The following is a 23,883-nucleotide window of genomic DNA, read 5'->3' as shown; positions in this document are numbered from 1 at the left end:
CGGACGCGGCCGGACCCACCCGCCAGACCCGACTAACCGAGTCCGCTCCCGGACCCGACCTGTCCCACCGTCAGACACAAGCGGCTGGAATGGTAACACGACACGCATGACGGGTGATCAGCTCGTGCCGCTGGCAGCGATATTCGCCGGCGTGGCGGCGGTCAACCTCGCGGTGATGTGGCTGCTCGTCCGGCAGAACCGCGACCCCGCGGAGCTGTTCGGCTCGGCCGCGACCCGGTCGTCGGACGCGGACCGCGACGGGGAGGCGCCCGAGGCGGGCCCGGCGGTCGGGCTCGGCCGCGACGCGGACGCCGACGGGACGGGCGCGGCGAGCGGCGGGGGCGGCGGGGACGACCCCCCGCCGCTCGACGCCGACGGAGAGACCGTCGTCTGCCGCCACTGCGGCGCCGAGAACCGGGCGGGCTATCAGTACTGCCGGTGGTGCGTCCGGTCGGGGTTCGTCGACGAGGACGCCGACGTCACCGCGGGCACCGCGATGACCGACCGCTCGCTGTGAGCGGGGGAGCCGGTCGCGCCGGGACCGCGAGAAGAGGTTACGCCGCGTCGACCTGACAGCCGGCCGCGTAATCGATCCCCTCGATGGTGTCGATACCGTCGTCGCCGCAGACCGGGCAGTCGGGGTTGCGCGCGTACGGCACCGTCTCGAAGGAGAGGTCCATCGCGTCGTAGAACAGCATCCGGCCGACGAGCGGGTCGCCTATGTCCATGAGTAGCTTCACCGCCTCCGTCGCCTGAAGACAGCCGACCGTCCCCGGAAGGACGCCGAGGACGCCCGTGCTGGCGCAGTCCGGCACCGTCCCCGGCTCCGGCGGCTCCGGGAACAGACAGCGGTAGCAGGGACCCTCGGGCGAGAGCGTCGTCACCTGTCCCTCGAACTTGTAGATGGCGCCGTGCGAGACGGGAACGCCCTCGATCCGGGCGGCGTCGTTCACCACGTACCGGGTGGCGAAGTTGTCCGAGCAGTCGACGACGACGTCGTAGTCCGCGACCAGTTCGCGGGCGTTGCTCGCGTCGAGCCGCCGTTCGTGACGCTCGACGTCGACGTCGGGGTTGAGGTCGGCCACGAACTCGGCCGCCGAGTCGACCTTCTTTCGCCCCACGTCGCCGTCGGCGTGGATGACCTGCCGCTGGAGGTTCGAGCGCTCGACGACGTCGTCGTCGACCACCCCGATTGTCCCGACGCCCGCGGCCGCGAGGTACTGGATCGCGGGCGACCCGAGTCCGCCCGCGCCCACGACGAGGACGCGGCCGTCGAGCAGCCGCTTTTGTCCCTCCGGGCCGACGTCGTCCAAGATGACGTGTCTGGAGTAGCGGTCGAGTTGGGTCGCGTCGAGAGAGAGGCTCATGTGCGTGACCTGTGCCGGCGCGGATATAACCGTGTTCCCGGGCGGCGGTCGCGACGCCGCCGAAGCGACTCACTCCACCGACGCCGCCACGGCGTCGGTCATCCAGCAGTCGTCCGCGTCACCGAGCGAACCGTCCGCGTCCCCGCTCCCGCCGGCGACCCGGACGAGTCGGAACTCGTAGCGGCCGGTGACGCTGCCGTTCTCCCGGGTGACGACCTCGACCGCCGCCGTGTCGTCGGTCACCTCCGGCACCGAGTACTCCGCCGTGTCGTACGCGAGCATCGGCGCGTACCGCTCCGTCTCGAACAGTTCGGCGTACTGGCCGACCGAGCCGACGACGTCTCTGTTCTCCGGCGACGCGAACGCCCGCAGGGTCCGGATGCCGTCGTTCGTCGCGTCGTCGTTGTATCGGAGCGCGTTCATCTGAACCTGGACGACCTGAAGCGCGGACCGGTCGCAGGTGGGAGAGGGCGCGGTGTTCCTAGCGGCCTCACCCGTCGAGTCGCCGTCCGCGACCGAGGCGGTGTCTCCGCCGTCGCCGTCCGCGACCGACTCTCCGCTCCCGTCGTCGCCGTCCGCGACCGACCCTCCGCTCCCGTCGTCGCTCTCGTTGGTCGCCCCGGTCGCGTCCGCGTCCGTCGCGGACGGGTCGGTCGCTCCGCCGTCTCCCACGCCCGCGATCCCCGCCAAGCCGCCCAGTCCAGCGGTCCCGGCGGCGAAGCCGCCCCCGGCCGCCGCGACGAGGAGCGCGGCCACGGCGACCGCCGCGAGGACGGTCCGCGGAGAGCGCAGATCGCCCGGCGCGTCGGCGGCGGACTCGGTCGGTCGGTCGCGCGTCCGCGAATCGTCGGTCGAACCGGCGGCGCCCCGGTCGGCAGACGGAGGACTCGGTGCGACGCCGCTCCCCGTCGCGCCCGACGCGACGGCGCCCGTCGCCGCGCCGTCATCGATCGCCGCGCCGTCATCGACCGTCGCTCTGTCGTCGTCCGACTCGTCGCCGTCGACGTCGGTCACGCCGTTACCGTCGCCGTCAGCCGTGCCGGCGTCGGAATCCGCCGCGTCGTACGCGTCGGACCGGACCGGAACGCCGAGGAGCCGGTCGGCGGTCGCGTTCGCCTCCGCGGGCGGGACGGCGTACAGGAGGCGCTCCCGGAGGTCCGCCGGCGTCACCACGTCGGCGTCGAGTTCGGCGCCGAGGTCGTCGACCGAGTCGCTCGCGACGGCGACCGCGTCGACCGTGTCGACCGCGTCGTCGGAGACGCGCTCGTCCGCGGCCGCGACGACGAGCAGTTCGGTCCGGCGGTCCCCCTCCGACACCGTGACGCGCGGCGGGTCGACCTCGACGCCGTCGGCGGTGGCCGCGTACGTCTCGCCGACGAGCGTCGCGAACCCGTCGCTATCGAGCGACCGGAGTTCGGTCGCGAACGCGTCGAGGGGGACGGGGTTGCTCGCGGTCACCGGCGGATCGCCACGTATGTTAGTACGTGACGCGGTCTCTTTGCTCTTGTGTCGACGCGTCCGGCGCCGCGGCTGGGGGAGAGAGCGGAGCGCGAAAAAACGGGTGTCGTCGGCCGCGAGGCGGGACGGGCTACTTGCCCTGCCGGTCGTTCGAGGTGACGCTCGGGCGCGTCTTCTCGGTGCCCTTGCCGCGCTTGCGCTGGCCGCGGCCCTTGGTGCCGGCGGAGGTGAGGCCGCGGTACGCGCGGCCCTTGTGGTCGTCCGAGCAGATCCAGTTCAGCTCGTCATCGTTCTCGATCGCGGGGTGAGCCGGGTCCACGAGGATGACCTCGTGCCACTTCTGGGAGCCGTCCTCACCGACCCAGTAGGAGTTGAGCACGCGCAGGTTCCGGTACTTCCGCGAGGCGCGCTCCTCCGCGATGCGCTGGATCGACTTGCGGCGCGAGACGCGGTTGACGCCCTGGCGCTTCGAGCGGCGGCCCGCCTTGAAGCGCTGCTTGCGCGAGCCGCCCTTGCGGACGCTCACGCGGGCGACGACGACGCCCTGCTTGGCCTTGTAGCCCAGTTCGCGGGCCTTGTCCAGCCGAGTGGGGCGCTCGATGCGCTCGATGGCGCCCTGATCGCGCCACTCCTGTTTGCGCTGCCACTGCAGTTCCGCTAGTTTCCCCTCCTTGGGGGACTGCCACGCCTCCTTGATGTGCGAGTAGAAACTTCGTGCCATTGTGTGTCCGCGGACGGTTGCGATTCAGCCGCGAGGGGCCACATGTCGTCTCGTCCCGGAGCACGCGGCGGTCGGCCCGACCGCGGTCCCGGCGGCGAGTGCCCGCTGTGTCCGCACCAGCGAGTTGGCGAGAATACCCGCGGTTCGCCCTTAACCGCTTCGCTCCGCGGGTCGCGTGGGGGCCGGTGGCACGCCCGACAGCGGCGATCGCGCCCTGACCGCGCCGCCGCGCGTCGATCGAGTGAACTACCCCACCCTACTCGCTCACCGCTGACGCGGTTTGCTCCTTGAGGAAGGGGACTTAGCGCCTGAACAAAGGTTAAAGTTCACTTGTATCGATGAGCCGCTAGTGGTACGTATCGACGCCGCGTCGGGAAGTCGCGGACTCGACGGAGGGGGAATCCGGTGAGAGACGCGAGGCTCGTTGTCGTCGCGGGGACGACCGCGACGGCCGCGATCGACGGGATCAGCGCCGCTGGCGCCGACCCCGACCTCCGGGTCCACACGCCGAGCGCGGACCTCGAGATAGTGGAGACGGGACGGCCCGCGCCGGACTCGCCCCTGCCGGTGAGTCCGAGCGGCTGTCCGACGCCCGCGGTCGTCACCCGCGCGGTCCGCGAGCTGCTCGGTCCGGAGCGTCTCCCCGTCGAGTTCGTCGACGCCGGGCTGGGAGCGCCGACGGCGGCGACGGTCCGCGACGTGGCGGCGTCTCCGGGCGGCGACGTTCGCGACCCGGAGCCGGTCCCGGCGGCGGCGACCGTGTTCGAGCGCGCCCGCGCGTTAGCGCCGGAACTCGCCGCGTCCGACGGCGACCCCGACGGCGCGGGCGAGGCGGGAGGCGACGCCGAACTGCTCGTCGCCGAGACGATCCCCGGCGGGACGACGAGCGCGCTCGGGGTCCTGACCGCGCTGGGCGAGCGCGCCGCCGTCTCCTCGTCGCTGCCGGCGAACCCGATCGAGCGCAAGCGCCGCGTCGTCGCGGAGGGGTTGGACGCGAGCGGCCTCGACCCCGGCGACGCGGCCGGCGACCCGATCGAGGCGGTCAGACTGGCCGGGGACCCGGTCCTCGCCGCGGTCGCCGGGCTGGTCGTCGGCTGCGCGGACGCCGGGGTCGACGTCACCCTCGCGGGCGGCACGCAGCTCGCGGCCGCGGCCGCGCTCGCCCGACACGCCGGCGTCGACCGCCCGCTCCCGCTCGCCACCACGTCGCTGGTCGCGGGCGATCCGACTGCCGACCTCCCGGCGCTCGCCGCCGACCTCAACCTGACGCTCGCCGCGGCCGACCCGGGGTTCGACGAGGGCGACCACCCGGCGATGTCGGCGTACGCCCGGGGCGAGGCGAAGGAGGGCGTCGGGATGGGCGGCGCGCTCGCGCTCGCGGAGCGGGCGGGGGTCGCGGACGCCGCCGTCCGCGAGCGGATCGCCGCCGTGACCGACCGGCTGCTCGCTGAGCGTCCGGAAGAGGGAGGTGACCGGCGGTGAGGGGCCTCGTCCTCGCCGGCACGGCCTCCGGCGTCGGCAAGACGGTGGCGACCCTCGCGGCGCTGCGCGCGTTGGAGTCCGCCGGCCGGACCGTCCAGCCCGCGAAGGCTGGCCCGGACTTCATCGACCCGAGCCACCACGCCCGGGTCGTCGGTCGCCCGTCGCGGACCCTCGACCCGTGGCTCCAGGGCGAGGACGGGCTCCGGCGAAACTACGCTCGCGGCGACGGCGACGTCTGCGTGGTCGAGGGGATGATGGGGCTGTACGACGGCAGCGCCGCCAGCACGGCGGGCGTGGCCGCCGCGCTCGACCTCCCGGTCGTCCTCGTCGTCGACGCGAGCGCCGGGATGGAGAGCGTCGCGGCGACCGCGCTGGGCTTCGCGACGTACGCCGAGCGGACCGCACACGACGTCGACGTGGCGGGCGTGATCGCCCAGCGGGCGCACGGCGGCCGCCACGAGGAGGGGATCCGCGAGGCGCTCCCCGACGGACTCGCCTACTGTGGCCGGGTCCCGCCCCGCGAGGACCTAGAGATCCCCGACCGACACCTCGGATTACAGATGGGCAAGGAGGCCCCGCTCGACGACGCCGAACTCGACGCGGCCGCGGAGACGCTCCGGACCGACCGGCTGCTCGATATCTCCCGGGAGCCGACGCCGCCTGCGACCGGACCGACCCCGGGAGCGCCCGACCCCGCCGCTGGCGACGGTGTCGGGGCGGAGACCGACGGCGACCGAGGCGACCGCCCGCGGGTCGCGGTCGCGGACGACGCCGCCTTTCGGTTCCTCTACCCGGCGACCCGCGAGCGACTCCGCGAGCGCGCGACCGTGGTCCCGTTCGCGCCCACGGCCGGCGACGACCTCCCGCCCTGCGACGGCGTCTACCTCCCCGGCGGCTATCCGGAGCTCCACGCCGAGGCGCTCGCGGCCGGCCCCGCGCTCGGGTCGATCGCGGACGCCGCGGCCGAGGGGACGCCCGTCCTCGGGGAGTGCGGCGGGCTGATGGCGCTCGCGGAGACGCTGACGACGGTCGACGGCGACGCCCGCGAGATGGCGGGCGTCCTCCCGGCGGACGTGACGATGCGGGAGCGGTATCAGGCGCTCGACCACGTCGAACTCCGCGCCCGGGAGGAGACGCTCACGGCGGGAAGCGGCGACCGGCTCCGCGGCCACGAGTTCCACTACTCCGCGGCCGACGTGGCGTCCGACGCCCGGTTCGCCTTCGACGTGGAGCGCGGGACCGGGATCGACGGCGACCGCGAGGGGCTGACCGAGCACCGCACCCTCGGGACGTACTGTCACCTCCACGCCGAGAGCGGGGCGTTCGACGCGTTCCTCGACGAGGTGGAACGGTGACGGCGGGAGTCTCCCCGGTCGTTGCGGCCGCCGGTCTCCCAGTCGACGCGCCCATCGCCCCGGCCGTCACGCTCATCGCCCCGGCCGTCACGCTCATCGCCCCGCTCCTCCTCGCGGTCGCGCTGGACCTCGCCGTCGCGGAGCCGCCGCGCCGGGTCCACCCGGTCGCGCTGTTCGGGCGGAGCGTCGGGCGGTTCGACCGGGAGTGGGCCCGCCCGCGGCCCGTCGGCGTCGCGGTCGCGGTCGCGCTCCCCCTCGCCACGGCCGCGGTCTGCGGCGGGACCGTCGCGCTCGCGGCCGAGTACGGGCCCCGGGCGGGCGGCGTCCCGCTCGGCGCCGTCGCCGTCGCGGCCGGCGTCTGCTTCTCCGCCGCGAGCCTCCGCATGCTGCTCGACGTGACGGCCGAGGTCGTCGCGGAGACCGAGTCCGACCCCGACGCGGCCCGCGAGTCCGTCCGAGCGCTCGTCGGGCGCGACCCGGCGGACCTCTCGCCGGCCGACCTCCGGAGCGCCGCGGTCGAGAGCGCGGCGGAGAACCTCGCTGACGGGTTCGTCGCCCCCCTCGGCTGGTTCGTCGCCGGCGCGACGGGCGCCGCCGCGCTCGCGTCCGTCGGCGCGGTCCCCGAGGTCGGCGGGACCGGCGTGGGCGCCGAGACCGCGCTGGCCGCCGGAGTCGCCGCCGCGGCCTGGGCGAAGGCCGTGAACACGCTCGACTCGATGCTCGGCTACCGGTCGAAACCGGTCGGGTGGGCGAGCGCCCGGCTCGACGACGCGGTCATGTTCCTCCCGGCGCGGGCCGCGGCGTGCTGTCTCGCCGTCGCGGCCCGGTCGCCCGGGAGCCTGCGACGCGCGCGACCGCTGGCCCGCGAGCCGGCGTCACCGAACTCCGGCTGGCCGATGGCGACGGCCGCGGTCGCGCTCGGCGTCCGCTTGGAGAAGCCGGGCGCGTACGCCCTCGCCGGGGGTCCGGAGCCGCCGACGCCCGCGGCCGCCCGCGACGCGGTGCGGCTCGTCGCCGTCGGCGGGGGCGTCGCGGTCGCGGCCGCGGCGGGGTGGCTCCTCGCGCTCGCGGGGGTGGTCGCGTGGTCCTGACGGCCGCCGCGCTCCGGGGGGCGCTCGGGTTCCTCTCGCGGGCCCCCGTCGGCCGATCCGACGGCGACTGGGAGGCGTTCCGGCGGACGCCCGCCGCCCTGCCGGCGGTCGGGTACCCGATCGGCGCGCTCGGCGCGCTCCCGGTCGCCGCGGCCGCGCTGGCGCCGGTCCGCGTCCCGTCGCTCACGGTCGGGGTCGCGTTCGCCGCGTGGCTCTACCTCGTCACCGGGATCACCCACCTCGACGGCGTCGCGGACCTGGGCGACGCGGCGGTCGTCCACGGCGACGCCGACCGCCGGCGGGAGGTCATGAAAGACTCCGCGCTCGGCGTCGGCGGGACGGTCGCGCTCGCCCTCGTCGTCCTCGGCCTCGCGGCCGCGGCGGCGGCGATCGCGGACCTCGCGCGCGGCTCGCCCGTCGGCGCGGTCGCCCTCGTCGTCGCCGCCGAGGTGGGCGCGAAGGCCGCGACGGCCACGCTCGTCTGCGTCGGGGAGGCCGCACACGAGGGGCTCGGCGCCGCGCTGACGGAGGCGTCCGACCCGCGCGCGCTGGTCGGCGTCGCGCTCGCGACGGCCCCCGTACTGCCGCTCGGGCGGGTCGCCATCAGTCCCGGCGGACCGGGCGTCGTCGCCGGCGCGCTCACGGCCGCGGCAGTCGTCGCCGCGCTCGCGTTCGCGTGGTCGCGCGCCCGTCTCGGCGGGGTCAGCGGCGACGTGCTCGGCGCGACGAGCGAACTCGCCCGCGTCGCCGGGCTTCACGCGGGGGTGATCGCGTGGACGCTCTCCTGATGTGCGGCGGCCGGGGGACGCGGCTCGGCGGCGACCGCGAGAAGCCGCTGGCGCCCGTCGCCGGACGGCCGATGGTCGACCGCGCGCTCGACGCGCTCGCGGCGAGCCGGGTCGAGACCGCGTACGCGGCCGTCTCGCCGCACGCCCCCCGGACCCGCGAGCGGCTGGTCGCGCGGCGGGACGGCGGGGAGGGCGAATCGGGGACGGGGTCGCTCGAACTCGTCGTCGTCGACACGCCCGGCGACGGCTACGTCACGGACCTTCAGGCGGCGCTGGCAGAGGGACCAGAACCGCCGGCGCTCACCGTCGCGGTCGACCTCCCGCTGCTCGACGGGGCGGCCGTCGACGCCGTCCTCGACGCCCGCGCCGCGGCCGGGACCGACGCGCTGTCGGTCCGCGTGCCCGCGGCGCGCAAGCGGGAACTGGGCGCGAGCGCCGACGCCGCGACCCGGTACGACGGAGCCGGTGACGGCGAGGGGACCGGCGCGAACGAGGAGGCGGCCGACGCGGGCGACGAGACGGTCGTCGAGCGCGTCCCCGCGGGGGTCAACGTCGTCGGCGCGCTCGACGGCGCGGGCGACGAGGCCGTGCGCGCGACCCGCGACGCGCGCTTCGCCGTCAACGTCAACCGACCCGGGGACAGACGGCTGGCAGAGCGGATCCTCGCGGGCGACTCGGACGCCCCCGCGCTCCCGAGCGGCGGGGTCGACTGGCTCGACCGGCGCGGCGAGGGCGCGGGGTGGGAGGGAGGTGCGTCGCCGTGAACCGGGAGCGCGCGGCGGCGCTGGGGCGCGAGCCGCACGGGAGCAGCGACGACCCCGACCTGCTGGACTTCAGCGCGAACGCGAACCCCGAGGTCCCAGACGGGGTCGAGCGCGCGTACCGCGCCGCGTTCGAGTCGGCGCGGACGTACCCGCCGGAGCCGCCGACGGGGTTCCGAGCCGCCGCCGCCGACTACGTCGGCTGCGACCCGGAGGAGGTGGTCCCGACGCCGGGCGGGCTGGCGGCGATCCGGGCCGCGGTCGCGCTCGCGGTCGACCCGGGCGACACGGCCCTCCTTCCGGCGCCGAGCTTCGGGGAGTACGCCCGCGAAGTCCGGCTTCGGGGGGGCGAGCCGGCGTTCGTCGACGCCGAGCGCGTCCTCGACGCCGACCCGAGCGGCCACGCGCTGGCGGTCGTCTGCGCGCCGAACAACCCCACCGGGACCGGCTACGACCGCGAGGCCCTGCTCGCGTTCGCGGCGCGCTGTCGCGCGGCCGGGACCGTCCTGCTCGTCGACGAGGCGTTCCTCGGGTTCACCGAGCGCGAGTCGCTCGCGGGGACGGCGGGCGTCGTCGTCGCCCGAGCGCTCACGAAGCTGTTCGGGCTGCCCGGGATCCGGGCCGGCTTCGCGGTCGCGACGGGCGACCTCGGCGCGGCGCTGCGGGGCGCGCGCCGGACGTGGAACCTGAGCGCCCCGGCGCTGGCGACCGGCGAGTACTGCCTCCGGCAGGGGGAGTTCGTCGGCGAGACCCGCGACCGCGTCGAGCGGGAGCGCGGGCGGCTGCGGGCCGCCCTGAGCCAGCGGTACGAGGTGGGTCCCTCCGAGGCGCCGTTCCTCCTCGTCGACGCCGGCGACCGCGACGTCGACCGGGTGATCGAGCGCGCCCGCGACCGGGGCGTCGCCGTCCGCGACGCGCGCTCCTTCCGCGGCCTCGACTCGCACGTCCGGGTCGCGGTCCGGCGTCCGGCGGAGAACGACCGCCTGCTCGCGGCGCTCGGTGTCGGAGAGGCGGGAGACCGAGGCGAGGGGGGAGAGAGCGATGTTTGAGGCGACGGTCAGCGACGGCGTCCTCCGGCTCCGACGGTCCGGCACGCGCTGGCTCTCGACCGGCTGGGACGGCGGGCGGTCGCGGGCGCCGGCCGCGTACAACGTCACCGTTCCCGAGGAGTTCGACCGGACGGACCTCGCGGCCTACCGCGACGAGCGGCTGGGGCGGGCGGGGTTCGGGGGCGGGGAGAGCGGGGCTCCGGAAGCGGACGCGGGAGCCGGGTCTCCCGGGGCCGACCGCGACGCCCCGCCGACGCTTTTCACCGGCGTCTCGATGGCCCACGCCCGGGGCGCGCGGCTCGGGCCGGTCGTCGCGTACGCGACGGTCGGCCTCTCGAACCCCGCGATGCTGCCGGTCGGGGCGGAGGAGGCGACCGGGTCGCGCGAGCCGACGGCGCGTCCCGAGGGTCGCCCGGGCCCCGGAACGGTCAACCTGATCGTCGGCGCGGCGCGCAGTCTCGCGCCCGGGGCCGCGGCGAACCTCGTCGCGGTCGCGGCCGAGGCGAAGGCGGCGACGCTGCTCGCGACGGCCGGGGTGCCGGGGACGACGAGCGACGCGGTCGTCGTCGCGGACGACCCGGAGGGGGCGCCCGCCGAGTTCTCCGGCAGCGCCACGGCGGTCGGCGGGGCGGCCCGCGCCTGCGTCCGGGACGCGGTCCGCGCGAGCCTGCGGTCGCGGTACCCGGACGGCGACCTGCCCGGCCCGGCGGCCGACGCCGAACACGGCGTCGTCACCGACGAGCGGGCGGAGGTTTTCGACCCATGACAACGAACCACGACGACGCGAACGCGGACGCGCAGGAGGAACCGACCGACGGCGACGACGGCACGTCGACGAACGACGAGACGGAGCCGAGCGACGACCTCGCCGCCCGCACCCCGGGCGGCGGCGCGGCCCCCGAACCGGAGCCGATCGAGCCCGCCGCGCCCGCGGAGTTCGGGCTGGTCCAGGCGTTCTGGGGCGGCGGCAAGGGGAAGACGACGGCCGCGATGGGGATGGGCTTTCGGGCCGCGGGCCACGGCTACCGCGTCCACATGCTCCAGTTCATGAAGGGCGGCGCGGACAGCGTCGAGGGCGTCAGGGGCGAGTACAACGCGATTTCGACCGTGCCGGGGTTCTCCTACGAGAACGCCGGCCACTACGGCTGGCACGGCCTGCTCGACGGCTCGGCCGACGACGAGCACGAGGCGAAGGCGGCGGCCGCCTTCGAGCGCGCACAGGCGCTCGTCGCGGGCGCGGCCGAGGCGGACCTCACCGAGCCGCTCCCGCTCGACGGGGGAGCGGAGGACGGCGTCCACATGCTCATCCTCGACGAACTGCTGTACGCCGTCGACCGCGGCCTCGTCGACGCCGACGACGTCGTCGCGCTGGCCGAGTCGAAGCCGGACCGCCTCGAACTCGTCCTCACCGGGAGCCACGGCTCCCCCGACTACCTCGACGGCGTGGCCGACCTTGTCACGAACGTCCGGAAGGTCGCGCACCCGTTCGACGACGGCCAGCGCGCCCGCCGGGGACGGAGTACTGACGATGGGGGTCGAGCGGCCGTGACCGACGCCGACGCCGCGGAGGCCTCCGAGGCCCCGGCCGACACCGTCCTCATCGCGGGGACCGCGAGCCACGTCGGCAAGAGCACGCTGGCGGCCGGCCTCTGTCGGCTGCTCGCCCGGCGGGGCGTCTCGGTCGCCCCGTACAAGGCCCAGAACATGAGCAACAACGCGCGGGTGGCGCTCGCGCCGGACGGCGAGTGGGGCGAGGTCGGCGTCTCCCAGCACGTCCAGGCGCGGGCCGCCGAGGCGGTGCCGACGACGGACATGAACCCCGTCCTGCTCAAGCCCCGCGGCGGCGGCGAGAGCCAGATAATCGTCGACGGCGAGGCGGTCGCGAACGCCCCGGCGTCGGCGTACTACGACGGGCACTGGGCGGACGCCCGCGCGGCCGCCGTCGCGGCCCACGAGCGGCTGGCGGCGGCCCACGACGTTATCGTGGCGGAGGGCGCGGGCAGCGTCGCGGAGATCAACCTCCGCGACCGCGACCTCGCGAACGTCGAGTGCGCGCGGTTCGCGGACGCGCGGATCCTGATCGCGGTCGACATCGAGCGCGGCGGCGCGTTCGCGAGCCTCTACGGGACCCTCGAACTGCTCCCCGACGACCTCCGCGAGCGCGTGTGCGGCGCCGTGATCACGAAGTTCCGCGGCGACCCGGACCTCCTCGAACCCGGCATCGCGGAGATCGAGGAGCGCACCGGCGTCCCGGTCGTCGGCGTCGTCCCGCACGACGACCCGGGCCTCCCGGCCGAGGACAGCCTCTCGCTGCCGGAGGCGGGGAGCGGCGGCGAGAACGCCGGCGGCGGCGACGCCGGCGTCCTTGGGGCCGACGACGGCGTCCCGGACGAGGAGAGCGTCCGGATCGGGGTCCCGCGGCTCCCGCGGATCTCGAACTTCACCGACCTGGAGCCGCTGGCGGGCGAGCCCGGCGTCCGCGTCGCCTACCTCCCGCTCGACGCCGCGCTCGGCGGGGTCGACGCGGTCGTGCTTCCGGGGTCGAAAAACACCGTCGACGACCTGCTCGCGCTCCGCGAGGCCGGCCTCGACGAGGCGCTGCGCGCGTTCGACGGGCCCGTTATCGGCGTCTGCGGCGGCTACCAGCTCCTCGGGGAGCGCCTCCTCGACGCCGACGTGGAGGGCGTCGGCGGCCGCGAGACCGTCCCGGGCGTCGGTCTCCTCCCGGTCGAGACGCGGTTCTCGACGGAGAAGCGCGTCGAGCGCGCGACGTGCGCCGTCGAGGGCGTCGGACCGATCGCGGGCGCCGACGGCGAGGCGACCGGCTACGAGATCCGCGCCGGGCGGACCCGACCGCTCGACGGCGAGAAAAAATCGCCGTCGTTCGCGATGGAGCCGCTGGGTTCGGAGAGCGTCGCCACCGACCGGGTCCTCGGGACCTACCTCCACGGGCTCTTCGAGGCGGAGAGCGTGCGCGACGCGTTCGTCGAGCGGGTCTTCGCGAGCGCGGGGCGGGCGCGCCCGGACGCCGCGGCGGCCGACCGCTCCCCGTACGACCGCGCGGCCGACCTCGTCGCGGAGCACGTCGACCTGCCCGCGGCCGGGCTGGGCCGCCTCCTCGCCGGTGGGGAGGCGAACGGTCGAGAGACCGGCGGTCGCTGACCGCGGTCCGGGGCGGAAGGTATATTGTTCGACAGCCCCAATACTCTCGCATGAGCGACGCAGCAGAAGCGAGCGAATCGGCGGACGAGGAGCCGGAGACGGAGCGCGAGCGCATCCGCGAGCGGAAGCGCCGGGAGCTCGAAGCGCGGCTCGGAGACGGGGACGCGCTCGACGAGGCCGCGGGAGCCGACGCGGGCGACGGCGGAGCGGCGACTCCGGGCGAGCCGATCCACGTGAACGGACCGGACGAGCTTCGGCGTGCGGTCGACGAGCACGACGTCGTCCTCGTCGACTGTTACGCCGACTGGTGCGGTCCCTGTCAGATGATGGAGCCGACGATGGAGGCGCTCGCGGCCGAGACCGACGCCGCGGTCGCGAAGGTCGACGTGGACGCGAACCGGGCGGTCGCCCAGCAGTTGGGCGCTCGCAGCATCCCGACGCTCGTGTTGTACGCCGACGGCGAGGCGGTCGAGCGGTTCGTCGGCGCGCAGGACCGCGCGACGCTGGAGTCCGCGATCGACGAACACGCCGCCTGAACGCCGTCGGCGGGCATGCCGACTCCCCCCGGCGACCGGGTACGCCGCCCGAAGCGGGCCGAGGCGTCAGTCGCCGGCGAGCGTCTCCTCTAACAGCTTCCGCTGTGCCGCCGCGAGGTGTTCCGCGAACGTCGAGGGGGCGATGTCGAGGGCGTCCGCGACCGCGCTCGCGTTGGCGTCGCGGGGGCGCTCGAAGTAGCCCATACGGTATGCCGTCCGGAGCACCTCGCACTGGCGGTCGGTAAGCCGGCCGCGGTCGACGAGGGTCCGGTCCGAGACCGCGTCGCCGCGCGCCGCGCCCTGGACGAGGTAGCGCACCTCGACGCGGTCGACGGCGCCGTCGAGCGCCGAGACGACGTCGCGGAGGCGTTCGAGGTCGGGGAGATGGAGCGTCAATAGCAAGACGCCGTCCTCGGCGCGCGCGTCCGCGATCGGACAGTCCAGCTCCTCGATGATCCGGCAGGCGCACTCCCCGTCGGCGGGGCGGTCGTAGCGGTACACGCGCTCGCCGCCGAGGTCGACGACCGACTCGGCCGGGGGGACCCCCTCGGTCCCCTCGACCGCGTCCGCGTCGCGGGCGCGGAACTCCTCGGTGTGGGTGCCGTCGGCGTGCGTCCAGTTGACCCCCGTGATCGGCCCGTCGTGGGCGGTCGACGCCGCGACGACCGGGCAGTTGCCCGTCCCGTGGATCGCGACGCCGGCGCGGACGCCGCCGGGCGCGGCTCCGGCGCGGTCGTCCGCCGACTCTCCTTCCGTTCCCATCGAGTCGGAGTTGGGACGACGGGTACAAAGTCCTGATCCCCGACGAGCGGGTCGCTCGGCCGAGTCCACCGAGAACACCCGCAATACTGAGGGGTTGACTGTATCGGGCAGCCGCCCCGAGTCGCGGCCGTGAACCGAGCGATCCACGCCCTCGGAGCGTTCGCCCTGGCCGGTGCCGGGGCCGGAATGAGCGTCGCGGCGGCCGTCGGCCTCGCGTTCGGGGTCGGCGGCGGCCCGGACCCGCTGACCGGCGCGGTCGCCCTCGCCGTCGCCGCGGTGGGGCTCGGCTACACCGCCGCGACGGAGACCCGAGACGCGCTACGGACCGACGGCTTCCGCGTCACGCGGACCGACCTCGGCAACGCCGCCGCCGTCGCCGTCGGCGCGCCGCTCACCTTCCTCCTCTCCGTCCGGGTCGGCGTCGGGCCGGTCGTGGCGTCCGCGCTCGTCGGACTGTGCGCGTACCTCCTGACGGAGACGTACGGCGCCCCGGCCTACTGCGGCTCGTTCGTCGGGATGGCGACCCCCGCGGCCGGCGCCGACCTCGGGGCGGTGGTCGCCGCGGGCCTCGTCGCCGGGGGCGTCTTCGTGCTCGCCAAGCGCGCGTTCAACGGGTTCGGCGGGAAGCTCGGCACGACGGCGTTCGTCGGCTGCCTCTCGGTGGCCGCGTTCGGCGGGCTGGCACCGGGGACGGGGTCGGTCCCGGAGCCGACCGTCGCGGCTGGGCTGGTCGCCGCGGCCGCGCTCGCCGCGCTCGTCACCGTCTTCCTCTCCGTCCGGCTCGGCCACGGTCCGGTCGTCGGCTCCGCGGTCGTCGGGCTGGTCGCCGGGGTCGTCTGCCCGCCGCTCTTCGCCGCCGGCGACGCGGTCGCGGCGGTCGCCTTCTGCGCGTCGTTCGCCGGGATGGCGACGCCGGAGCGGATCCCCGGTCCCGGCGCGATGCTGCTGGCCGGCGGGACCGCGGGGGTCGTCTTCGTCGGCGCGACGCCGTACTTCGTCGGCTTCGGCGGGAAGCTCGGCACCATCGCGTTCGCCGCCTGCCTCGTGACCGCGGGGGTCCTGTCTCTCGGCAGCGCCCTCGCGCCGGTCGCGGGCGACGCCGTGAGCGGGTGACAGTCGCCGGCGACCGACGCGTCCCGCGGTCGCGGTTCCGGGCCGAGAGCCCGGCTCCGACTTAAAACACCACGCAGTTCCGGTGGCATCCGGACGGTCGTGGAACCCCTACGTCGACGCGATGCCCGACCCGACCGAGACGCCCGAGCGGAGCTTCGAGTCGAACCCCACCGTCTGTCCGTTCTGCGGCGTCGGCTGTCAGATCGAGTACGCCGGCCGCGGCAGCGCGACGGGGGTCGAGGGACCGGTGAACGACCGCGGGGAGATCTGCCCGAAGGGGGCGGCCGCGTTCGACGTCGTCGACCACGACGACCGCCTGACGGAGCCGCTCGTCCGGCACAACGGCGATTTCGTCACGGCGCCGTGGGAGGAGGCGCTCGACCGCGTCGCGAGCGGGATCGGGGACGTGGTCGAGGAGCACGGCCCGGACGCGGTCCAGTTCTTCGCCTCCTCGAACTGTACGAACGAGGAGAACTACGTCCTCCAGAAGCTCGCGCGGGTCCTCGGGACGAACAACGTTGACAACTGCGCGCGCCTCTGTCACGCCTCGACGGTCGCCGCGATGAGCGAGCGCCTCGGCGCGGGCGCGATGACGAACACCTTGGACGACCTCGGGGAGGCCGACTGCATCTTCGTCAACGGGGCGAACCCCGCCGAGCAACACCCCGTGGCGTTCCGGTCGTACGTCCTCCCGGCGGTCCGCGACGGCGCGACGCTGGTCCACGTCGACCCGCGCGCGAACGACACGACGGAGGCGGCGGACGTCCACCTCCCGCTGCGGCCCGGCACCGACATCGAACTGCTGAACGCGGTCGCCGCGGTCCTCGTCGAGGAGGACCTCGTCGACGAGGCGTTCCTCGCGGAGCGGACGACCGGCTTCGACCGCCTGCGCGAGCACCTCGCCGGCGTCGACGTCGCGGCGAACGCCGAGGCCGCCGGCGTCGACCCCGAGGCCCTCCGGGAGGCGGCGCGGGCGTACGGCGAGGCCGACCGCGCCGCGATCGTGACCGGGATGGGGACGAGCCAGCACCGCTGCGGCACCGACAACGTCCACGCCCTGCTCAACCTCGCGCTCCTGACCGGCAACGTCGGCCGCCCCGGGACCGGCGTGAACCCGCTGCGCGGGCAGAACAACGTTCAGGGCGCGAGCGACGTGGGCGGGCTCCCGAGCGTGCTCCCCGGCTACGAGCCGGTGACGGACCCGGACGCCCGCGAGCGCGTCGCCGCGGAGTGGGGCGTCGAGCCGCCGGCCGAGCCGGGGCTCACCGAGGTCGAAGCGACGCACCGCTTCGGGGACGACGTGCGGGCCGCGGTCGTCTTCGGGGAGAACCCGGCGGTGACCGAGCCGAACGCGACCGCGGTCGGGTCGGCGTTCGACGACCTCGACTTCTGTGTCGTCATCGACCTCTTCGAGACGCGGACGGCGGAGCACGCCGACGTGGTGCTCCCCGGGAGCGCGTGGGCCGAGAAGTCCGGCACGGTGACGAACACCGACCGGCGCGTGATGCGGATGCGGCCGAACGCCGACCTCCCGGGGAACGCCCGGCGCGACTTCGGGATCCTGACCGAACTCGGCCGGCGGCTGACCGACCGCCCCGAGGCGTTCGACTACGACGGCCCGGAGGACGCGTTCGACGAACTGACCCGCGTCGCGCCGATCTACGAGGGGATGAGCTACGAGGGGATCGGCGACGGCTACCAGCGGTGGCCGTTCTCGGCGGCCGACGGGACCGGGACCGACGTGTTACACGCGGAGCGGTTCGCGACCGGCGAGCGCACCGCGCCCCTCGCGGTCGTCGACGCGGTCCCGCCCGTCGACGAACTCGACGCGGACGAACTGACGCTCACGACCGGCCGCGTGCTCCAGCAGTTCAACAGCGGTGCGCTCAGCCGGCGCTCGGACCGGCTCACCGCGATGCGGGGCGAGGACGTCCTCCAGATCCACCCGAGCGACGCCGCCGAGCGCGGGATCGAGGACGGCGACCGCGTGACCGTCTCGAACGAGCGCGGGAGCGTCGCGGTCGCGGCCGACGTCACCCCCGCGGTCCGCGAGGGCGTCGCGTTCTGTACGTTCCACTACGCGGAGCCGCTCGCGAACGCCCTGACCGGCGACGCGCTCGACCCCGAGGCGAAGATCCCGGAGTTCAAGCACTCGGCGGTCGCCGTCGAGCCGGTCGACGACGGCGGGGAGGCGGCCGCGGAGAGCGAGGCGGCCGGGGCCGACTGAGCCGGGCGTCGCCGCGCGCGGTCGCGACCCCGAGCCGACGCCGCGGGTCGACGACCGCTTCCCGCCCGCCGACGCGCGGTTCGGTATCACTCGTGAGATCCGGGTGTGGTAGCTTATATAACCCAAGCGGAGAACCCTCAGCATGGCTACATCCGGCGAGTACGGTCGGAAGGACTTCGGTCAGGGCGGCATGAACGACGGACTCGACGTGTCCGAGCTGGTCGACGAGATCGGGTTAGACGCCGACGAGATCGCGTGGCGGAAGGAGTTCGTCGGGTTCGACGAGGAGGACGAGCGGCGGCTGAGCCGGTACGAGGACGCGTTCGCGGAGAACGCGGAGCAGATCGCCGATGACTTCTACGAGAACCTCACCGGGCGCGAGCAGACCGTCGACGTGATCGGCCGGTCGGAGAAGGGGCTCGAACAGCTCAAGCGGACGCAGTCGGCGTACCTCGTGACGCTCGCGGAGGGCGAGTACGGCGAGGAGTACTTCGAGGACCGGGCGCGGATCGGCAAGATCCACGACATGCTGGAGATGCCGATGAAACACTACCTCGGGCAGTACGGCGTGTACTACGACCTCATCCTCCCGCTCGTCGGTGACCGCCTCGTCGACTCGCTCACCGAGCGCCTCGCTCCCGACGCCGCCGGCGAGGGCGTCGACGAGGCGACCGCGACGGCGGTCGAGGAGGAGGTCGACGACGCGATCGAGGACCTGCTGTCCGTCCTCCGGATCGTCAACCTCGACATGCAGGTCGTCACGGACACGTACATCCACTCGTACAGCCAGAAGCTCACGGAGGCGGTCGAGGAGAACGAGCGGCTGATGGCCGAGGTGGAAGACGAGGTCAAGGAACCGATCAGCGACCTCCGCGAGTCGGCGGGAGACGTCGCGGACAGCGCCGCCGCGGTCGGCGAGGCGTCGGAGGACCAGTCACAGCGGGTCGCGGAGATCTCTTCGGAGGTCGCGAACCTCTCCGCGACGGTCGAGGAGGTGGCCTCGACCGCCGACGAGGTCGAGCGCACGAGCGGCCGAGCGGAGACGCTCGCGACGGACGGGCGGGCCGCGGCCGACGACGCCGCAGCGGCGATGGACGACATCGGGGAGGCCGTCGACGAGGTGGCGGACGACGTCGAGGCGCTCCAAGAGCGCGTCGAGGAGATCGACGAGTTCGTCGACGCGATCAACGGGATCGCCGACCAGACGAACCTGCTCGCCCTGAACGCCTCGATCGAGGCGGCGCGGGCCGGCGAGGCCGGCGCCGGGTTCGGCGTCGTCGCGGACGAGATCAAGTCGCTCGCGGAGGAGTCACAGGGGCACGCGGCCGACATCGAGTCGATGGTCGACGGGATCCGTACCGACACCGAAGACACCGTCGAGAGCCTCTCTGAGACGACGGTGCGGGTCGACGAGGGGAGCGAGCGCGTCGACGACGCGACGGAGAGCCTCGCGGCCATCGCCGAGGCGGTGACGGAGACGGCGGACGGGATCGACGAGGTCTCCGACGTGACCGACGAGCAGGCCGCCGCCGCCGAGGAGATCGCCGCGACGATAGACGGGGTGGTCGAGCGGTCGAACCGCATCAGCGACGAGATGCAGGAGTTAGCGACCGAAAGCGAGCGCCAGTCGGCGGCGGTCGAGGAGCTGGAACGCACCGTGCGCCGGTTGGCCGTGGACGACGGGGCCGGCGGCGGCGTCGGCGGTCCCGACGGGGCGTCTCTAACGGACGGCGGAACGCGGGCGGAGGAGGCGGCGGACGGCCGGTCGGTTCCGGCGGGGCTGCCGGAGGGCCTACCGCAGTTCGTGATCGATCGCCTCTCCGAGGAGGAGCTCCGCGCGGTCGCGGCCGGTGAGTTGGAGATCGACGATCTGCGGTGAGGCGGCGGCGGCGACCGCGACGCGAGCCTCCCGGGATCCGCGGCGCGCGCCGAACTCAGGGCGCGAAGTACGCGTCCGGCCCGCGAACGTCCCGCAGTTCGCGGAGGGCCCGGGCGCCGCACCGACCGCAGGCGGGCGGCTCGTCGGGGTCGTCCGGCAGCGCGAACACCGTCTCGCAGGCGTCGCAGGCGACGTAGCGGAGCGCGAGCGACGGGGCGTCGGTCATGCGGTGTGTAGGCGGTCGAGGCACTTGAACCGACGCTCCCGGGGCGTCGCTGCCGGCCGGAGCCGGGGTCGCCGGTCGGGTCGCTGCCGGTCGGAACCGGTCCGCCGATCGGGGCGGGTCGCTACTCGCCGGAGCCGGGGTCGCCGGACGAATCGATCCGCGCCTCGTACTTCGCCAGCGCCTCGTCGAGCGCCGCGTCGGCGTCGACGCCGGCCGCTTCAGCGAGCGCGAGCAGCGCGAACAGCGCGTCCCCGACCTCGTCGGTCGCGATCGACGCGGCGTTCGGGTTGCGCCCGTAGTCGGTCGAGGTCGTCACCTCCTTCGCGATCTCGCCGACCTCGCTCTCTAAGTCGAGGGCGTGGTACGCGAGGTCGGTCTCCAGTCCGTACTCGTCGACGAACGCGGCGACGCGGTCCTGCTCGTCCATGTGCGTCGCCACCGGGCGTTCGGACAAGAATCCCCCGCTCCGACCGCGGCGAGCCCGTCGGTTCCGACCGTGGCGAGGACGGCCGGTCACGCAACCCCTAATACGCGAGCGACCCCACAGACCGTATGAAAATCGCCATCCTAGGCGGCACCGGCGACATCGGTGAGGGACTCGCGCTCCGGCTTGCGGCCGACACGTCCCACCGGGTCGCGGTCGGCTCGCGAGAGGCCGAGAAGGCGGCGAACAGGGCCGAGGAGTACACCGCCGAACTGGAGAGCCGCGGCCTCGACGCCGCGGTGACCGGCGGCGAGAACGCCGCGGTCGCGGCCGACGCCCGGATCGTCGTCCTCGCGGTCCCGCCGTACCACGTCGGCGACACCGTGGAGGCGGTGGCCGAGTCGCTGGAGGCGGGTGACGTGCTGGTCTCGCCCGCCACCGGGATGAAACGCGACGACGAGGGGTTCCATTACCACAAGCCGGGCGCCGGCTCCGTGACGGAGATCGTCGCCGGCGCGGCGCCCGAGGGCGTCGCCGTCGTCGGCGCGTTCCACAACCTCGCGGCCGCGCGCCTCGCGAACCTCGACGCCGACCTCGGGGTCGACACGCTCGTGATCGGCGACGACGAGGACGCGAAAGAGACCGTGGCGGACGTCGCCGAGGGGATCGAGGGCCTGCGCGCGCTCGACGCCGGCGGGATCGCCAACGCACCCGAAATCGAGGGGCTGACGCCGCTTTTAATCAACGTCGCCTCGAACAACGACGGCCTCCACGACCTCGGCGTCCGATTCCAGTAAAAGGTCGTTCTGAGCGGGTTGCTTATAAATGAACAGCCGGGTGTTCGGTGGGGATTATAAATAGAATCGAGCGGCGGGGGCGGTCGCCGCTCCGGTGGCCGATCGCTTATAACTGAGTGGCTGCGGATCCGCGGCGAACACCGCCGAAGCCCCGGTCGCGAGGCGATACGCGATCACCGACCTGAACACGACCGCCGAAGCCCCAGCCGGGAGGACTCGCGCGACTCGCTGCGCTCCTCAGTCGCTCACTCCGTTCGCTCCTTGTGGTGCTTACGTCGTCGTGCTTCGTCCTCCCGGCTGCCCCTTCGAGTCCCGCCCCGCCCAGCACCTCACACCTCCCCAGCCTCGCCGCTCACGCCCTGCGGGCGTTCGCGGCGTCCCTCGCGCGTGCTGACTCGCGACCGCCTCCGGCGACCGCTCGCAGGCACGCGCCACCGCGGTGATTGAGGTCGGAGTGGCGTCGTCGCCGTCGTTCGAATCCGGCGGTCGCAGGGCGTTCCGTTAGGCCTTTGCGCGCCGGGACCCACCGTGCGGTAGATGGAGTACTTGGAGCGTCGGGTCGGGCTGGTCGAAGACCGGATCGAGTCGGTCATCGACGACGTCGAGCCCGACGAGCTGTCCGACGAGGTCGGGCACGTCGTCTTCGCGGGCGGTAAGCGGGTCCGCCCAGCGGTGACCGTCCTCGCCTGCGAGGCGTTCGACGGCGACCCCGAGGCGGCGGTCGACTTCGCGGCCGGCATCGAGTTCGTCCACAACGCCTCGCTCGTGATCGACGACATCATCGACCGCTCGGAGGTCCGCCGCGGCACCGCCGCGGCCTGGTCGGAGTTCGGCTACGGCCCGGCGATCATCGCCAGCGACGGCCTGCTGGGCGAGGCGTTCGCGCTGTTCTCGACGAACCCCCGCGCGATGCGCACGGTCGCTGAGGCGATGGTCGAACTCGGGGAGGGCGAGGCGACCGAACTCGCGGCGCGACCGACGAACGAGGCGGAGTACATGGAGCTCGCGCGCCGGAAGACGGGCGCGCTGTTCCGCGCCGCCGCCGAGCTGGGGGCGGTCGCCGGCGGCGCGGAGCCGCACGCGATCGACTCGTTCGGAGAGTACGCCGAGCGCGTCGGCGTCGCCTTCCAGATGCGCGACGACGTGTTAGACGCCACCGCCGACGCCGACGACCTCGGCAAGCCGACCGGGCAGGACGCCGAGATGGATCGCCCCTCGGTCCTCCAGGTCACGTCGCTGTCGCCCGAGGAGATCAACGATCGCGCCCGGGAGGAGTCCGAGCGCGCGCTCGCCGCCCTCGACGACGCCGACCCCCCGGAGACCGAGGCGATCGAGTACCTCCGCGACCTCGCGGAGTTCGTCGTCGTTCGGGAGCGGTAGGGTCGGCCGGGGAGTCGCTGAGGGCCTCAGAGCTCGTAGCCCGCCTTGTCCATGAGGTCCGCGAACACGTCCGTCCCCATCGCCCGCTCGTAGACGATGGTGGTGAGCATCCCGCCGGGGTAGGAGCCGCCGTTGCGAACGTGGTCCACCTTGTGGCAGTGTAGCGGGTAGATGCCCGGGTCCGCGTCCGCCTCGAACTCGACGGTGTACCGCTCCGCGGGCGCGACGTTCACCACGTCCTCTGGCAGTTGCATCACGTCGGGGTACGGGGCGCCGTCCTTCTCGACCGTGCGGAACCGGTGGTTGTGCGTGTGCATCGGATGCGACATGAACCCGGCGTTGACCAGGTGGAGCCGCACGGTGTCGCCCTCGCTGACGACGATCGGCGAGCCGTGGTCCGGGTTGAACGTGTACGGCGCGACCCGCCCGTTGATGGTGAACGCGTCCGGGCGGCGGTTCTCGACGTCGTAGGTCGCGTCCTCGCCGCCGTACGACCGGGAGAGCCGCGTGTCCCAGTCTTTCAGCGTCATGAACTGCTCGACGTCGGCCGCCTCGTACCCCTCGGGGTCGATTCGGAGGATCCCGTACATCCCCATGTCCATGTGCATGGGGGTCTGGAAGTGGCAGTGATAGAGGTGCGTGCCGGGCACGTCCGCGCCGATCTCGTAGGTGTGTTTCTCGCCGGGCATCACGGTGATCCCGGTCGTCGACGGGACGCCGTCGTCCTTCCACGACTTCGAGACGCCGTGGAAGTGGAGCGTGTGCGGCATCTCCCCGTCGGTGTTGTCGAGCGTGATCGACAGGTCGTCGCCCTCGGTCGCCCGGAGGACCGGCCCGGGGACGCTCGGCGTGCCGTCGTCGGCCTGAAACGCCCACGTCACCGGCATCTCGACCGGCCCGCCCAGCGAGTCGCCGGGGTGGGCCGCGTGGCGGGCGTGGACCGAGCGCAGCGTCACCTCGCGGCCGCGCTCGTCGAGGTCGACGACCTCCGGCGACCCCGTCTCGGGGAGCGCGGGCTCGCCGTCCTCGGTCTGTGTCGCGGCGGCGCTGTCGGCCGAGGCGGTGGGAGCCGCCTCGCTCAGGCAGCCGGCCAGCCCGGCGACGCCCGAGAGGCCCGCGGCCTGGAGGATCGATCGTCGCGCGAAGCCGCCGTCGGAACCGGAGTCGCTGTGCGTCATGTCTCGAGCGAGTGGACGGGGAGGAATAACCGGGGCGCGGGTTCCCGGTTCGGGATACGATCGACGAACCGGTTCGGGCGGGAATATATCAAAGAAGCAGCGGTCGCGGAGACCACCGCCGCGACCG

General features: G+C 74.2%; 22 protein-coding genes and 1 pseudogene. 16 read left to right on the top strand and 7 right to left on the bottom strand.

The features are described 5' to 3' along the window. Positions 1-106: 106 nt before the first annotated feature. The gene (locus tag KI388_RS00505) at positions 107-517 is read left to right on the top strand and encodes a zinc ribbon domain-containing protein (RefSeq protein WP_215087481.1); all 411 of its coding nucleotides are present in this window, start codon (positions 107-109) and stop codon (positions 515-517) included. Between the two features lie 37 nt (positions 518-554). Here the strand turns inward: KI388_RS00505 and moeB are convergent, their stop codons facing one another. The 3 genes from moeB to KI388_RS00490 form a co-directional block, all read right to left on the bottom strand. Next, positions 555-1,367, bottom strand: a complete 813-nt coding sequence (gene moeB, locus KI388_RS00500; protein ID WP_215087480.1) for a molybdopterin-synthase adenylyltransferase MoeB — start codon at positions 1,365-1,367, stop codon at positions 555-557. A 69-nt stretch (positions 1,368-1,436) separates the two neighbouring features. Next, positions 1,437-2,825 (bottom strand): hypothetical protein, encoded by a 1,389-nt coding sequence (locus KI388_RS00495; RefSeq protein ID WP_215087479.1) that lies wholly within the window; start codon positions 2,823-2,825, stop codon positions 1,437-1,439. 130 nt (positions 2,826-2,955) lie between these two features. Beyond that, positions 2,956-3,546, bottom strand: coding sequence for a 50S ribosomal protein L15e (locus tag KI388_RS00490; RefSeq protein ID WP_215087478.1), 591 nt, complete (start codon positions 3,544-3,546; stop codon positions 2,956-2,958). 405 nt (positions 3,547-3,951) lie between these two features. Here KI388_RS00490 and KI388_RS00485 point away from each other — a divergent pair, with 405 nt between their 5' ends. The 10 genes and pseudogenes from KI388_RS00485 (at position 3,952) to trxA (ending at position 13,770) form a co-directional block, all read left to right on the top strand. Further along, positions 3,952-5,028 (top strand): nicotinate-nucleotide--dimethylbenzimidazole phosphoribosyltransferase, encoded by a 1,077-nt coding sequence (locus KI388_RS00485; protein WP_215087477.1) that lies wholly within the window; start codon positions 3,952-3,954, stop codon positions 5,026-5,028. Then, entirely contained in the window at positions 5,025-6,383 is a 1,359-nt protein-coding gene (locus KI388_RS00480) for a cobyrinic acid a,c-diamide synthase (protein ID WP_215087476.1), read from the top strand. Before KI388_RS00485 ends, KI388_RS00480 begins: the two co-directional genes overlap by 4 nt. A 53-nt stretch (positions 6,384-6,436) precedes the next feature. Beyond that, the gene (locus KI388_RS00475) at positions 6,437-7,474 is read left to right on the top strand and encodes a CobD/CbiB family cobalamin biosynthesis protein (RefSeq protein ID WP_215088701.1); all 1,038 of its coding nucleotides are present in this window, start codon (positions 6,437-6,439) and stop codon (positions 7,472-7,474) included. Beyond that, positions 7,465-8,262: an adenosylcobinamide-GDP ribazoletransferase gene (gene cobS / locus KI388_RS00470; protein ID WP_215087475.1), complete on the top strand. Its 798-nt coding sequence runs from the start codon at positions 7,465-7,467 to the stop codon at positions 8,260-8,262. The genes KI388_RS00475 and cobS overlap by 10 nt, the downstream gene beginning before the upstream one ends. Continuing rightward, entirely contained in the window at positions 8,262-9,026 is a 765-nt protein-coding gene (locus KI388_RS00465) for an NTP transferase domain-containing protein (protein WP_215088700.1), read from the top strand. Before cobS ends, KI388_RS00465 begins: the two co-directional genes overlap by 1 nt. Continuing rightward, entirely contained in the window at positions 9,023-10,072 is a 1,050-nt protein-coding gene (locus KI388_RS00460) for an aminotransferase class I/II-fold pyridoxal phosphate-dependent enzyme (RefSeq protein ID WP_215087474.1), read from the top strand. The genes KI388_RS00465 and KI388_RS00460 overlap by 4 nt, the downstream gene beginning before the upstream one ends. Then, complete coding sequence (locus KI388_RS00455; RefSeq protein WP_215087473.1) at positions 10,065-10,838, top strand: adenosylcobinamide amidohydrolase; 774 nt, start codon at positions 10,065-10,067, stop codon at positions 10,836-10,838. The genes KI388_RS00460 and KI388_RS00455 overlap by 8 nt, the downstream gene beginning before the upstream one ends. After that, positions 10,835-11,527, top strand: a pseudogene (locus tag KI388_RS00450) (cob(I)yrinic acid a,c-diamide adenosyltransferase); the annotation flags it as partial. The gene KI388_RS00455 and the pseudogene KI388_RS00450, both read left to right, overlap by 4 nt. 90 nt (positions 11,528-11,617) lie before the next feature. Continuing rightward, complete coding sequence (locus tag KI388_RS00445) at positions 11,618-13,234, top strand: cobyric acid synthase (RefSeq protein WP_215088699.1); 1,617 nt, start codon at positions 11,618-11,620, stop codon at positions 13,232-13,234. Positions 13,235-13,284: 50 nt separating this feature from the next. Continuing rightward, on the top strand, positions 13,285-13,770 hold the full coding sequence (trxA, locus tag KI388_RS00440) for a thioredoxin (protein WP_215087472.1): 486 nt from the start codon (positions 13,285-13,287) through the stop codon (positions 13,768-13,770). Between the two features lie 66 nt (positions 13,771-13,836). Here the strand turns inward: trxA and KI388_RS00435 are convergent, their stop codons facing one another. Further along, positions 13,837-14,532: a helix-turn-helix domain-containing protein gene (locus KI388_RS00435; protein ID WP_215087471.1), complete on the bottom strand. Its 696-nt coding sequence runs from the start codon at positions 14,530-14,532 to the stop codon at positions 13,837-13,839. A gap of 129 nt (positions 14,533-14,661) precedes the next feature. Here KI388_RS00435 and KI388_RS00430 point away from each other — a divergent pair, with 129 nt between their 5' ends. The 3 genes from KI388_RS00430 (at position 14,662) to KI388_RS00420 (ending at position 19,751) form a co-directional block, all read left to right on the top strand. Further along, positions 14,662-15,645 carry a hypothetical protein gene (locus KI388_RS00430; protein ID WP_215087470.1) on the top strand — a complete coding sequence of 328 codons (984 nt, stop codon included), beginning with the start codon at positions 14,662-14,664 and terminating at the stop codon, positions 15,643-15,645. A gap of 121 nt (positions 15,646-15,766) precedes the next feature. After that, complete coding sequence (gene fdhF, locus KI388_RS00425) at positions 15,767-17,872, top strand: formate dehydrogenase subunit alpha (protein WP_215088698.1); 2,106 nt, start codon at positions 15,767-15,769, stop codon at positions 17,870-17,872. 190 nt (positions 17,873-18,062) lie between these two features. Further along, positions 18,063-19,751, top strand: coding sequence for a globin-coupled sensor protein (locus KI388_RS00420; RefSeq protein WP_215088697.1), 1,689 nt, complete (start codon positions 18,063-18,065; stop codon positions 19,749-19,751). A gap of 55 nt (positions 19,752-19,806) precedes the next feature. Here the strand turns inward: KI388_RS00420 and KI388_RS00415 are convergent, their stop codons facing one another. After that, positions 19,807-19,977: a hypothetical protein gene (locus KI388_RS00415; protein WP_215087469.1), complete on the bottom strand. Its 171-nt coding sequence runs from the start codon at positions 19,975-19,977 to the stop codon at positions 19,807-19,809. 121 nt (positions 19,978-20,098) lie between these two features. Further along, complete coding sequence (locus KI388_RS00410; protein ID WP_215087468.1) at positions 20,099-20,404, bottom strand: MazG-like family protein; 306 nt, start codon at positions 20,402-20,404, stop codon at positions 20,099-20,101. Positions 20,405-20,529: 125 nt separating this feature from the next. On the opposite strand from KI388_RS00410, the gene npdG reads away from it, so the two are divergent. Both npdG and KI388_RS00400 read left to right on the top strand, forming a co-directional pair. Beyond that, positions 20,530-21,198, top strand: coding sequence for an NADPH-dependent F420 reductase (gene npdG / locus KI388_RS00405; RefSeq protein WP_215087467.1), 669 nt, complete (start codon positions 20,530-20,532; stop codon positions 21,196-21,198). A 537-nt stretch (positions 21,199-21,735) separates the two neighbouring features. Beyond that, positions 21,736-22,578: a polyprenyl synthetase family protein gene (locus tag KI388_RS00400; protein WP_215087466.1), complete on the top strand. Its 843-nt coding sequence runs from the start codon at positions 21,736-21,738 to the stop codon at positions 22,576-22,578. Between the two features lie 26 nt (positions 22,579-22,604). On the opposite strand, the gene KI388_RS00395 is transcribed toward KI388_RS00400, so the two are convergent. Next, complete coding sequence (locus KI388_RS00395; RefSeq protein ID WP_215087465.1) at positions 22,605-23,756, bottom strand: multicopper oxidase domain-containing protein; 1,152 nt, start codon at positions 23,754-23,756, stop codon at positions 22,605-22,607. Positions 23,757-23,883: the final 127 nt, after the last annotated feature.

The sequence above is a fragment of the Halorubrum sp. 2020YC2 genome, assembly GCF_018623055.1.
Classification (GTDB): domain Archaea; phylum Halobacteriota; class Halobacteria; order Halobacteriales; family Haloferacaceae; genus Halorubrum.
The sequence above is the reverse complement of the archived record's forward strand: the minus strand, read 5'-3'. Positions and strand labels throughout refer to the sequence as shown.